Source organism: Streptomyces sp. NPDC001157 (assembly GCF_053598255.1).
Genome location: NZ_JBSFJW010000012.1, coordinates 1 through 12,490, shown reverse-complemented (window position 1 = coordinate 12,490; position 12,490 = coordinate 1). Strand labels below are relative to the sequence as shown.

Sequence of the window (12,490 nt, the reverse complement as noted above, 5' to 3'; positions counted from 1 at the left end):
GCCGACGCCCCGGACGGTCGTGGCGGTCGAGAGGATCAACCCTCAGGCGAAGAGGTGTTCGAGGTGCGCGGTCAGACGATACCTGCGCGGGCGTTGATTGAAAGCCGGAATACCCGGCGAACATGATGGGGAAGCCTCCGGAGGTAGGGTCGAAGCGGTCAACACCCGTCAGAGCCGGCCCGGTTTTCGGGGGCTCGACAGCCGAACGGCAGGAGACATGAGCGTGCAGCAGGAGGTCGTGACCGGCGGCGAGGAGCTGGAGGTCTGGATCGACCAGGACCTGTGTACCGGCGACGGCATCTGTGCCCAGTACGCGCCGGAGGTGTTCGAGTTGGACATCGACGGTCTGGCCTATGTGAAGGGCTCGGACGACGAGCTGCTGCAGGCTCAGGGCGCCACGACGCCTGTGCCGCTGCCGCTTCTCATGGATGTGGTGGACTCCGCCAAGGAGTGTCCGGGCGACTGCATCCATGTGCGTCGGGTTTCGGACAAGGTCGAGGTCTACGGCCCCGACGCCGAGTGACCCGGCGGACACGAGCCGTCATGGTTGTCTGTTTTCTCACACGCGCCGGTGGCCCGCGTCAGACGCTGTGCGTCCCGGCGGGTGTGGAGCGCTTGAACGCGCCGTTCTTCCACTGCCACATGGCGCTCTGCGTCACGTCCGGGCAGCAGCGGGGCACGTCGTCGGACGAGTAGCCGAGCAGGGTCGCCGCGACGGCTCCGTCGCGTACGGCGAAGTCGCTGACGGTGTCGCCGGTCTTCGGGTCGAGCAGGGTCGCGACCACGCGCGGCCTGCCGCTGTCCGCGGCGCGGGTGAGGACGTACACGCCGTCGGGCGGGGTGCCCATGGGGGCGTCGCAGTGCACGACGGCCACGGTTTCGGGGTTTCCGTCGCCGTCGAGGTCCCCGGTGGCCTTCTTCTGTACGACTGCTTTGACCGGGCCGCAGGCGAGGGGGAACTGGACTCCCGTGGTGCTGGGTGCGGTCGCCGTGCGGGCGGTGCCGGCCCGGGCTTCGGGCGTCTGGGCTGCTGTCGCGGAGTTGGGCTGCAGGAGCGAGGAGAGGGCCATGACGCCTGAGACGGCTGTGGCGGTGGCGACCCAGTGGATGGGGCGGGTGTGCGTGTGTGCCAGTTCCGGGACGGCGGGTTGCTGCACTAGGAGTGTCTCCTGTGAGGGCTGTGCCGGTGGGGGTGGCCTGCATCGTGCCACACGTCACAGTGCGGGGGAACGGCGGGGTGTTCGGTTCCTCGAATGAATGGCGCCGGGTTTGTTCGGTTTGACGCGTGGTGTCAACAGAAGGGCGCTGCGGTCGAGTTGCGGATGATGTCCGGGAACTCGGCCGCAGCGCCCTTTCGTTGGGTGCGGTGTGCGGCCGCGTCAGCGGCCGCCTCCGTCGGCGTTGGGGCCGGCGTAGTCCTCGCCGTAGGCGCCCTTGGCGGGGCGGCGGCGGCGCATGGGGGGCTCGACGCCGTCGGCGAGGCGGCGGGCGGTGAGCAGGAAGCCGGTGTGGCCGATCATCCGGTGGTCCGGGCGGACGGCGAGGCCCTCGATGTGCCAGTTGCGGATCATCGTCTCCCAGGCGGTCGGCTCGTTGAAGGAGCCGATCTCGCGGATGGACTCGACGGTCCGGGCGAGCTGGGTGGTGGTGGCGACGTAGCAGCAGAGGATGCCGCCGGGGACGAGCGCCTTGGAGACGGCTTCCAGGCATTCCCAGGGGGCGAGCATGTCGAGGATGACGCGGTCGACGTCCGTGTCGCTCAGGTTGTCCTGGAGGTCGCCGACGGTGAGCTGCCAGGCGGGGTGGGGGCCGCCGAAGTAGCGCTCCACGTTCTGCTGGGCGATCTCGGCGAAGTCCTCGCGGCGCTCGTAGCTGTGCAGCATGCCCTGGTCGCCGATGGCGCGCAGCAGGAAGCTGCTGAGCGAGCCGGAGCCGACGCCGGCCTCGACGACGCGCGCGCCGGGGAAGATGTCGGCGAAGGCGAGGATCTGCCCGGCGTCCTTGGGGTAGACGACGGCAGCGCCGCGGGGCATGGACAGGACGTAGTCGGGGAGCAGGGGGCGCAGCGCGAGGTAGGCGACGTTCCCGGTGGTGCGGACAACGCTGCCCTCGGGAGCGCCGATCAGTTCGTCGTGCGGGAAGGAACCCTTGTGGGTGTGGAAGTTCTTCCCGTCCTCGAGCGTGAACGTGTAGTGGCGGCCCTTGGGGTCGGTCAGCTGAACCTGGTCCCCGACCTTGAAGGGCCCGCGCCTGCGGGCGGCACCGGTCGGTTCGGACATGTGAACAGCCTACCGGGGTTTGCGGGGGCCGCCGACCACTAGGACGAGGGCCTGGCCATGGCCTTCACGAAGGCGCGCTCGACGTCGGCGGCGGACAGGACGCCGTAGATCTCGCCGGTCTCCTCGACCACCAGGTATTCGGTGGCGGGGGTGGCGCGAAGGACGTCGAGGAGGTCCTCGCCGGCGAGTTCCGCGGAGACGCGCATGCCGTCGGTGAGGTCCTGGGCGAGGCCGCTGACCGCGACCCAGGGGCGGCGGTGCTCGGGTACGCCGACGATGGCGGCCTCGCGGACGAGGGAGAGCGGGTTGCCGTCGGGGTCGACGACGACGAGTGCGCGGGCGCCGGCGGCATTCGCGCGGCGCAGGGCCTCGGACAGGGGGGTGTCGGTCTCGACGGGGACGGCGCGGCGGGTGAGGTTGCGGGCGCGCAGTTCCGGCAGGTGTTCCCTGAGGCGGGCCATGCGGAGGCTGTTGCCGGCGCCGGTCCAGATGATGGCGGCGAGGATGGCAGCGAGCAGGGCGTCGGTGACGGTGTCCATGCCGACGCTGTCCTCGGCGGTGGTGCCGAGGGCGCCGGACTGGGTGAGCAGGGGGAGGCCGATGAGGACGGAGACGGCGAGGGCGCGGCCGACCCAGGCGGCGGCGATGGTGCCGCTCATGGGCCTGCCGGTGATCTTCCAGACGACGGCGCGGAGCATGCGGCCGCCGTCGAGAGGCAGGCCGGGCAGGAGGTTGAAGCCGGCCACGATGAGGTTGGAGATCATCAGGCCGGCGAGCAGGACGCCGGGGACGGTGCCGGGCTCGACGGGCAGCAGGGCGACGTAGAAGAGGCCGGCGAGGACGAGGGAGAAGAGAGGGCCGACGAAGGCGAGGACGAATTCGCGGCCGGGGGTCTCGGCCTCTTTCTCGATCTCGGAGACGCCGCCGAAGAACTGGAGCTGGATGCGGCGCACGGGGAGTTTGAAGCGGAGGGCGGCGACGGTGTGGGCGAGTTCGTGGACGAGTACGGAGGCGTAGAAGGCGACGGCGAAGAAGAGGGAGACGAGGTAACGGGCGGCGCCGAGTTCGGGCAGGACGCGGTCGAGCTGGCCGCCGAAGACCCAGGTGATCAGGGCGGCGACGAGGAACCAGCTGGGGGCCACGTACACGGGCACGCCGAAGGGGCGGCCCATGAGGAGGCCGCCGCCGGGTTCCCGGGGGCGCTTGGGCGGACGGTTCTTGGCGGTGCCGGAGTGGGCGAAGGGGCGCTCGTCCGCCGGGTGGTGCGCGGCGGGGCCGTCCGTGGGGCTCGTTTCGGGGGCGGGCGCGTCGTCTGCGGTGGGCCGGTTCTCGTGCTCGCCGGTGGCCGGGGGGTCGGTGCCGTTGTCCGGTGCGGGGCTGTCCTCGGCGGGCGTCGGGGGCTGTTGGTCGGCCGGGGTGGGCACGGGGGCGGCCGGGGTCGCTGACCCTGCGTGGTGCTCGGCCGGCTCGTCGGTGCCGGACCGCGGCTGCCCGCTCCCGCGGCTCTCGTCCACGATGTCCCCTCGTTCGAAGCGTCTTCCGCGCCTGCCGGGCGGAAGGGTCTCGGGTCGATGGTATGCGGCCGTCGGGAGGCGTTCCGCCCCGGCACCCCCTCTCTTTCCCCAGGCGTCACAGCTGTGACGGCCGCGGGCGGGTCACTGTCAGTGGCGGGCCGTATGGTCTGGGGCATGGAGACGAGTGCGGAGGGCGGGGCGGAGGCCCCCAGCAGCGATGTGGCGCAGGCTGATGCGCCGGTGGCGGTGGCGGCAGCGGCGCCACCGGTCGACACGGCGGGCACGAGCCCGCGCGTCGCCATAGCGCCCGCCAGTCTGTCGCCCTCGCGGGCCAGTGACTTCATGCAGTGCCCTCTGCTCTACCGGTTCCGCGTCATCGACCGGCTGCCCGAGAAGCCGAGCGAGGCGGCGACCCGGGGCACGCTGGTGCATGCGGTGCTGGAACGGCTCTTCGACGCCCCGGCCGCGGAGCGGACGGCGCCGAAGGCCAAGTCCCTGATCCCCGGGCAGTGGGACCGGCTGCGGGAGAGCCGGCCGGAAGTGGTGGAGCTGTTCGAGGACGATCCGCAGGGCGAGCGGCTGGCGCGCTGGCTGGGCGAGGCGGAGCAGCTCGTCGAGCGCTGGTTCACGCTGGAGGACCCGACCCGGCTGGAGCCGGCCGAGCGGGAGCTGTTCGTGCAGGCCGAGCTGGACTCGGGGCTGATGCTGCGCGGGATCATCGACCGGGTCGACGTGGCGCCCACGGGTGAGGTGCGGATCGTCGACTACAAGACGGGCAAGGCGCCGCGGCCTGAGTACGCCGAAGGGGCGCTGTTCCAGATGAAGTTCTACGCCCTGGTGGTGTGGCGTCTGAAGAACGTGGTGCCGAGGCGGCTGCAGCTCGTGTATCTCGGCAGCGGGGACGTCTTGACCTACGACCCGGTCCTCGCCGACCTGGAGCGTGTCGAGCGCAAGCTGCTCGCCCTGTGGGAGGCGATCCGGCAGGCGACGGAGTCGGGCGACTGGCGCCCACGGCCGACCAAGCTGTGCGGCTGGTGCGACCACCAGGCGCACTGCCCGGAATTCGGCGGGACTCCCCCGCCGTATCCGCTGCCGGTCAGAGCCGGCGAGTAGCCCGCCAGTCGCCCCAAAGGCGGGACCGGCGGGGCGGCATGTCCGGCGGTGCCGCGGCTGTGACGGCGGCTCCCCGGCGAGCCGCGGCGCCGACCACTCGGCCTTGCCCTCGCCGAGAGCGCCGGTCTGCTCGGGCGCGCCGTTCGAGGCGACCCGAGGCGTGCGGCGCCGCCGGGGAGGGCGGGTTTGTCCGCCTGCTCGGAGGGCGGCCGAGTCCGCGGACGTCCCGCAGGGCAGAATGGGGCCGGACTACCGAAGGAGACTTACGTGGCCATCCGCGTCCTACTGGTCGACGACCAGCCGCTGCTGCGTACCGGCTTCCGGATGATCCTGGAGGCCGAGCAGGACATCGCGGTCGTCGGCGAGGCCGGAGACGGCCTCCAGGCTCTCGACCAGGTGCGGGCGCTGCAGCCCGATGTGGTCCTGATGGACATCCGTATGCCCCGCATGGACGGGGTGGAGGCGACCCGGCAGATCACCGGGCCCGGGCGGGACGGCCCGGCGAAGGTGCTGGTGCTGACCACGTTCGACCTCGACGAGTACGTGGTGGAGGCGCTGCGGGCGGGTGCCAGTGGCTTTCTGCTGAAGGACGCGCCGGCGAACGAGCTGGTGCAGGCGATCCGGGTGGTGGCCGGCGGTGAGGCCATGCTGGCGCCGAGCATCACCCGGCGGCTGCTCGACAAGTACGCCACGCATCTGCCCTCCGGGGACGAGCCGGTGCCGGACACGCTGCACACGCTGACCGAGCGCGAGGTGGAGGTGCTGAAGCTGGTGGCCCGCGGGCTGTCCAACGCGGAGATCGCCGCCGATCTGTTCGTCAGCGAGACCACCGTCAAGACGCACGTCGGGCACGTGCTGACGAAGCTGGGGCTGCGTGACCGGGTGCAGGCCGCGGTGTACGCGTACGAGAGCGGGCTGGTGCGGCCCGGCGCGCAGTAGCGGCAGCTGTACGACACGAAGGGCGCCCTCTCGCGCAGAGAGGGCGCCCTTTCGTCTTCGTAGGGCCGTCGCTCAGTCCTTGCTGAGTTCCCAGAAGCGGAAGACCGTCGAGGCGTCGAGGCAGTACTCGAGGCCGTAGACGTTCTGGCGGGTGACCGCGTACTGCTTGGCCTGCCAGACCGGGAGGACGGGCAGCTGGTCGGCGACGATGTCCTGCAGCCTGCCGTAGTCGTTGTCGGTCGCGGCGCGGTCGCTCTCGGCGGCGGTGCGCGGGATGAGGGTGCCGGTGATCGTGCTGTTGCTGTAGTTGTTGCTCAGCACGTTGCCCTTGCCGAAGAAGGGGGCCGTGAAGTTGTCGGCGTCCGGGTAGTCGGGCACCCAGCCCTTCACGTACACGCCGTACTTGCCCTTGGCGATGTCCTTCTCGTACTGGTCGAAGGCGACGGACTTGACGTCGGCGGCGAAGAGGCCGCTGGCGTTCAGCTGCCCCGCGATCGCCTTCAGCTCCTGGTCGGTTGCCGGGCCGTAGCGGGAGGGGGTGGACCAGAGGGTCAGCTTGACCTTGCCGGTGATACCCTCGTTCCTCAGGGCTGCGGCGGCCTTGGCCCGTGAGGGGCTGGCGCCGTAGGTGTCGAAGAAGGCCGTGTTGTGGCCGGCGATGCCCGCCGGGATGATCGAGTACAGCGGGGTGGCCGTGCCCTGGTAGACATCCTTGATGAGGGCGTCGCGGTCGAGCAGGTAGGCGATGGCCTTGCGCACGCCGAGCTTTCCGGCGACCCGGTCCTTCATGTTGAAGACCAGGTGCTGGACCTCGGCGCTGCTGCCCTCGACGACCTCGGCCTTGGAGCTGTTGTCGGCGTTCTGGATGTCGGCGATGTCGCCCGCGCCAAGACCCCGGTAGGCGATGTCGACCGTGCCGTCGAGCAGCGCCGTCTTCAGGGCGGAGGAGTCGCCGTGGAAGAACTTCAGCGTCACGCCGGAGTTCTTCGTCTTCGCGGTGCCCTTGTAGTTCTCGTTGACCGAGAAGACGGCCTTGTCGTCGCCGAACGAGTCCAGCTTGTACGGGCCGGAGCCGACCGCCTTGCCGTCCTTGCGCAGCCCGCTCGCCTCGTACTGGGTGTGGTCGACGATGGAGCCGGCGCCGGAGGCGATCTTGCTCGGGAAAGTGGCGTCGGGCACCTTCAGCCGGAAGCGGACGGTCTTGGCGTCCGGCGCCTCGACCTTGTCCAGCATGGGGAACATGATCGCCGGACCGGCCGCGTCGTTGATCTTGAGCATGCGGTCGAAGGAGAACTTGACGTCCTCGGAGGTGAGCGGGTCACCGTTGCTGAACTTGAGGCCGTCCTTGAGCGTGCACTCGTAGACCTTGGTGGACGCGTCGGTGAAGGTGCACGACTTGGCGGCTTCCGGCTCGGGCTCCGTGCCTCCGTCGGGGAAGCTGAGCAGCGACTGGAAGACGTTGTTGAACAACAGCCACGAACCCGGGTCGTAACCGGAGGCGGGGTCGGTCGCCAGGACGGCGTCCGACATCCCCATGACGATGGACGAGCCGGTCCCCCCGGAATCTGAGCTTCCTGTTCCGCAGCCGGTCAACAGGCCGGAGGCCAGCCCCGCCACTACGGGCAGGACCGGCCACTGGTTACGCATGTTCACTGCTTGTGCCTTCTCGTCGGGTTCGGAACCCCGGGGCCACACTCCCCGGGCCCCGGGGACGAGAGAGATCAGCCGCTCACGCCACGGCCGAGCTCCCACAGCTGAAGGGTCGAGGAGGAGTTGAGCGCGTACGCGGTCCCCGTGACGTCGCCGCGGGCGGCGACGTACTGCTTGCCCTGCCACAGGGGCAGGATCGGGACGTCGTCGGCGACGGTGTCCTGGATCTCGGTCAGGTTGGAGGACGCTGCGAGGCGGTCGGCCTCGCGGCGGGATGCCGGGATCAGCGTGTTGATGATCTTGCTGTTGCGGTAGGGCAACTTGAGGAAGTTGTCCGTGTCGAGGAACGGCGCGAGGTAGTTGTCGGCGTCCGGGAAGTCCGGGAACCAGCCCATGCCCCAGACGTCGTACTTGCCCTTGCGCTCGGCCGGGACGAAGGTCGACCAGGGGGAGCCCTGGATGTCGACGTCGAACAGTCCGCTGTCGTTGAGCTGCTTCTGAAGGACCTCGAACTCCTTCTTGGTGGCCGAGCCGTAGTGGTCGGTCGTGTAGTGCAGCGTCAGCTTGACGGGGGTGCTGATGTTGGCGGCGGTCAGCAGGGCCTTGGCCTTGGTGGTGCTGGGGTCGCCGTACTTGTTGAAGAACGAGTTGGAGTGGCCGGTGATGCTCGCCGGGACCAGCGAGTACAGCGGCTCGGCCTGGGTGCCGTACACCTTGGCAACGAGCTCACCGCGGTTGACCAGCTGGGCCATCGCCTGGCGGACGGCCTTGGCCTTCACCGTCGGCGCGTTGGTGTTGAAGGCGAGGTAGCGGATCTCCAGACCCGACATCTCGACCAGGTCCTCGTTGCTGTCCGTGCCGGCGGACAGCTTCTGGATCTGCTCCGGTGCCATGGTGCGGGTCATGACGTCGAGGTCGCCCTTGTCGAGCGCCTTGCCCATCGCGTCGGCGTCCGCGTAGGAGATCATGTCGACCTTGGAGTTCTTCACCGTCAGCGTCCCCTTGTAGTTGGGGTTCTTGGTGAACGTGGCCTTGACGATCTCGTCGTTCTTGACGTCGGCGGAGAGGGTGTACGGGCCGGATCCGTCGACGTCGAAGCCGTCGCGCAGCTTGTTCTTCTCGTAGTCGTCGGGGTTGATGATGCCCGCGACCGGAGTGGACAGCTTGTACGGGAAGGTGGCGTCCGCGGTCTTGAGGTGGAAGATGACCTGGTTGTCGCCCTGCGTCTCGACGGTGTCGATGGTGTTCAGCAGGGCGGAGACGCCGGAGTCGGCCTTGATGGCGCGGGCGCGGTCGATGGAGTACTTCACATCGGCCGCGGTGATCTTGTCGCCGTTGGAGAACTTCAGGCCCTCGCGCAGGGTGCAGGCGTAGCGCTCGTTGCCGGAGTCGGTGAAACCGCAGCTCTGCGCGGCCTCGGGCACGGGGTCGCCCTCACCCTTCGGCTGGATCATCAGGGTCTGCACGGTCTGGCGCAGGATGTTCCAGGTGCCGACGTCGTACGCGTACGCCGGATCGAGCGGCGCGGGTGCGTCCTTCGTGGCGGTGAACCGGTCCGTGGTGCCGACGGCGATGGCGTCCCCGCTGCTGCCGCTGCCGTTGGAACTGCCGCAGGCGGCGAGCACGGGTGCGAGCAGGCCGACCACGGCCGGCAGCACCAGAGTCTTGCGGTTCATGCTCGTGTTTCTCCAGAGCTGTTCAGGTCCGTGTATCCGACATGCAGGGGTGTCGCGGCGGATCACGGGGGTAGAGGGGATGGTTCTCGCAACGAGATTAGTCCGCACCAGCACGGCGGCTCGCAGTCACCGGAGTTGAGCCCCCATCACGCAGCGGAACCGGTCGCGGACAGACCGAAAAACCGGCCGGGGAAGGATTCGTGCAGCGTTCCATCAATCGGGACACAAGGGCACGTCCTCGCACCCCGAAAAGGGGCGAAGAGCACAGCCTGGACGACCTGTCGAGGCCCGGGTGAGTGGGGAACCTCACATTCCAAACGGCAGAGATCGCTCCCGGAATTCGACCATCCCCCGCCCTTCGAATTTGCTCGGACACCTGCGCTGGGAATTCATGTCCTATCACCCTTGCACGCTGGGTGAACGCTCAGCGCATTTCCGTCATCAAGTACCGATCAGTGGATGATCAGAGGGTGATCAGTCCGCGCAGAAATGCCAGGTCGACGTCTTCGAGAGAGGTGACGACGGTGCGCCGGTCGGCGGGAGCGATCGGGGCGACGGAGGGCACCGCCACCACATGGCAGCCCGCGGCCTCGGCCGACGCGACACCGGTCGCGGTGTCCTCGACGACCGCGCATCTGGCCGGCTCCACGCCGAGTCCGGCGGCCGCGGTCAGATACGGGTCGGGGTGCGGCTTGGTGCGCGGCACCTCGTCTCCCGCCACCGACAGGGCGAAGTGCTGGGGGCCCAACGAGGTGAGCACGCGGTCGATGATGCGCCGGTGGGAGGCGGAGACCAGGGCGGTGGGGATCTCGTACTCGGAGAGCTCGGCTAGCAGCCTGGCGGCGCCCGGCATCAGCGGCAGGGCGCGGTCGATGCGCTCCTCGAAGCCCTGGTTGAGCAGCACCGTGAGCTCGGCGAGGGTGATGTCGGCGCCGGTGGCCTCGATCAGGAACCCCGCGCTGCGGGTCATGGGACCGCCGACCACGACATGACGCCAGGTGTCGTCCAGGGTGTGGCCGAGGCCGGCGAAGACCTCGACCTCGACGTCCCACCAGAAGCCCTCGGTGTCCACGAGGGTTCCGTCCATGTCGAGGAGCACGGCCTGCAGGGCTGAGCCTTCGGCCGTACGGGTTCCGAGCGCGGGGACCGTACTGGTCATCCGGGCGCACCTCCTTGAGGGGCGAGCAGGCCGGTTCCCGCGCGGGGAACCGGCCTGCAGTGGACCGACCAGTGTACGTCGGTCGCGGCCGAAGCGCCTCGTTTATCCGACGTGGTCCGGGGCACACCGTGTATACCGCCGGGGGCCGCTGCGACGTGCGCCGATGTGCCGGCGGACGTCTTTTCGGCGGCCTTCTCAGCGGGCGTTGAAGTACTTCGCCTCGGGGTGGTGGATCACGATCGCGTCGGTGGACTGCTCGGGGTGCAGCTGGAACTCCTCGGAGAGGTGGACGCCGATGCGCTCCGGCTGCAGCAGGTCGGCGATCTTGGCGCGGTCCTCCAGGTCGGGGCAGGCGCCGTAGCCGAGGGAGAAACGGGCGCCGCGGTACTTCAGGGCGAACATGTCCTCGATCTCGCTCGGGTCCTCGCCTGCGAAGCCCAGCTCCGAACGCACGCGGGCGTGCCAGTACTCGGCGAGCGCCTCCGCCAACTGGACGGACAGACCGTGCAGTTCGAGGTAGTCGCGGTAGGCGTTGGCCTCGAACATACGGGCCGTCTCCTCACCGATCCGCGAGCCGACGGTGACGACCTGCAGGCCGACGACGTCGGTCTCCCCCGCCTCCTCCGGGCGGAAGAAGTCCGCCAGGCACAGCCGGCGCCCGCGGCGCTGGCGCGGGAAGGTGAAGCGGGTGCGCTCGTTGCCCTGTTCGTCCAGGATGATCAGGTCGTCGTCCTTGGAGACGCACGGGAAGTAGCCGTAGACCACGGCGGCTTCCAGCAGGTTGTCGGTCTGCAGCCGGTCCAGCAGACCGCGCAGCCGCGGCCGGCCGTCGGTCTCGACGAGCTCCTCGTACGTCGGTCCCTCACCGGTGCGGGCCTGCTTGAGGCCCCACTGGCCCTTGAACAGGGCGCCCTCGTCCAGCCAGGACGCGTACTCCTTGAGCTGGATGCCCCTGATGACGCGGGTGCCCCAGAACGGCGGGGCGGGGACGGGGTTGTCGGTGGCGACATCCGAGCGGACGTGGCCCTCCTGCGGGCGCTCCTCCACCGCGACGGCCGTAGTCGCCCGCACCCGGCGCTGCTTGAGCTCGGGCAGTTTCGCGCCGGGCACGCCGCGCTTGACGCCGATCAGCGCGTCCATCAGGCGCAGGCCCTCGAACGCGTCGCGGGCGTAGCGGACCTCGCCCTCGTAGATCTCGTGCAGGTCCTGCTCGACATAGGCGCGGGTGAGGGCCGCGCCGCCGAGGATGACCGGGAAGTCGGCCGCGAGGCCGCGCTGGTTGAGCTCCTCCAGGTTCTCCTTCATGATCACCGTGGATTTGACCAGCAGCCCGGACATGCCGATGACGTCGGCTTTGTGCTCGGCGGCGGCGTCCAGGATCGCGGAGACCGGCTGCTTGATGCCGAGGTTGACCACGTTGTAGCCGTTGTTGGACAGGATGATGTCGACGAGGTTCTTGCCGATGTCGTGCACGTCGCCGCGCACCGTGGCCAGCACGATGGTGCCCTTGCCGGCCTCGTCGCCCTCGACCTTCTCCATGTGCGGTTCCAGGTGGGCGACCGCGGTCTTCATGACCTCCGCGGACTGCAGCACGAACGGCAGCTGCATCTGGCCCGAGCCGAACAGCTCGCCGACGACCTTCATGCCGTCCAGGAGGGTGTCGTTGACGATGTCCAGGGCGGGGCGCTCCTGGAGGGCGTCGTCGAGGTCGGCCTCCAGGCCGTTGCGCTCGCCGTCGATGATGCGCCGCTTGAGGCGCTCCTCCAGCGGCAGGGCCGCCAGCTCCTCGGCCTTGCCGGCCTTCAGCGACTTCGCGGTGGCGCCCTCGAACAGGGCCATCAGCTTCTGCAGCGGGTCGTAGCCCTCGGCGCGCCGGTCGTAGATCAGGTCGAGAGCGGTCTGCACTTCCTCCTCGCTGAACCGGGCGATCGGCAGGATCTTCGAGGCGTGCACGATCGCCGAGTCCAGGCCCGCCTTCACACACTCGTCCAGGAAGACGGAGTTGAGCAGGATCCGCGCGGCCGGGTTGAGGCCGAAGGAGATGTTCGACAGGCCCAGCGTGGTCTGCACGTCCGGGTGGCGGCGCTTGAGCTCGCGGATCGCCTCGATGGTGGCGATGCCGTCCCCCCTCGACTCCTCCTGGCCGGTACAGATGGTGAA

Annotated in this window: 10 protein-coding genes; 3 read left to right on the top strand and 7 right to left on the bottom strand. The window is 69.5% G+C overall.

The annotated features are described in order from the left end of the window. Nucleotides 1–217: 217 nt before the first annotated feature. On the top strand, nt 218–523 hold the full coding sequence (locus ACWDAG_RS22085; protein ID WP_450697267.1) for a ferredoxin: 306 nt from the start codon (nt 218–220) through the stop codon (nt 521–523). Nucleotides 524–581: 58 nt separating this feature from the next. Here the strand turns inward: ACWDAG_RS22085 and ACWDAG_RS22080 are convergent, their stop codons facing one another. From ACWDAG_RS22080 to ACWDAG_RS22070, 3 genes are all read right to left on the bottom strand, one after another. Beyond that, the gene (locus ACWDAG_RS22080) at nt 582–1,157 is read right to left on the bottom strand and encodes a hypothetical protein (protein ID WP_450697266.1); all 576 of its coding nucleotides are present in this window, start codon (nt 1,155–1,157) and stop codon (nt 582–584) included. 222 nt (nt 1,158–1,379) lie between these two features. Next, nucleotides 1,380–2,279, bottom strand: a complete 900-nt coding sequence (locus tag ACWDAG_RS22075) for a tRNA (adenine-N1)-methyltransferase (RefSeq protein ID WP_351466181.1) — start codon at nt 2,277–2,279, stop codon at nt 1,380–1,382. Between the two features lie 38 nt (nt 2,280–2,317). Continuing rightward, entirely contained in the window at nt 2,318–3,793 is a 1,476-nt protein-coding gene (locus ACWDAG_RS22070; protein ID WP_450697265.1) for a site-2 protease family protein, read from the bottom strand. 174 nt (nt 3,794–3,967) lie between these two features. Here ACWDAG_RS22070 and ACWDAG_RS22065 point away from each other — a divergent pair, with 174 nt between their 5' ends. Together ACWDAG_RS22065 and ACWDAG_RS22060 are read left to right on the top strand one after the other, a co-directional pair. Then, complete coding sequence (locus ACWDAG_RS22065) at nt 3,968–4,906, top strand: RecB family exonuclease (protein WP_450697264.1); 939 nt, start codon at nt 3,968–3,970, stop codon at nt 4,904–4,906. Between the two features lie 267 nt (nt 4,907–5,173). Further along, nucleotides 5,174–5,845: a response regulator gene (locus ACWDAG_RS22060; RefSeq protein ID WP_099927643.1), complete on the top strand. Its 672-nt coding sequence runs from the start codon at nt 5,174–5,176 to the stop codon at nt 5,843–5,845. A gap of 72 nt (nt 5,846–5,917) precedes the next feature. On the opposite strand, the gene ACWDAG_RS22055 is transcribed toward ACWDAG_RS22060, so the two are convergent. The 4 genes from ACWDAG_RS22055 to ACWDAG_RS22040 form a co-directional block, all read right to left on the bottom strand. Then, a complete protein-coding gene (locus ACWDAG_RS22055) occupies nt 5,918–7,498 on the bottom strand; it encodes an ABC transporter substrate-binding protein (RefSeq protein WP_450697263.1) in 1,581 nt (526 codons plus the stop codon). Between the two features lie 68 nt (nt 7,499–7,566). Further along, nucleotides 7,567–9,171, bottom strand: a complete 1,605-nt coding sequence (locus ACWDAG_RS22050; RefSeq protein ID WP_450697262.1) for an ABC transporter substrate-binding protein — start codon at nt 9,169–9,171, stop codon at nt 7,567–7,569. 463 nt (nt 9,172–9,634) lie between these two features. After that, the gene (locus ACWDAG_RS22045; protein WP_450697261.1) at nt 9,635–10,330 is read right to left on the bottom strand and encodes an HAD family hydrolase; all 696 of its coding nucleotides are present in this window, start codon (nt 10,328–10,330) and stop codon (nt 9,635–9,637) included. Between the two features lie 195 nt (nt 10,331–10,525). Next, nucleotides 10,526–12,490 (bottom strand): vitamin B12 dependent-methionine synthase activation domain-containing protein (locus tag ACWDAG_RS22040; protein WP_450697260.1); only part of this gene is annotated, 1,965 nt, incomplete at its 5' end.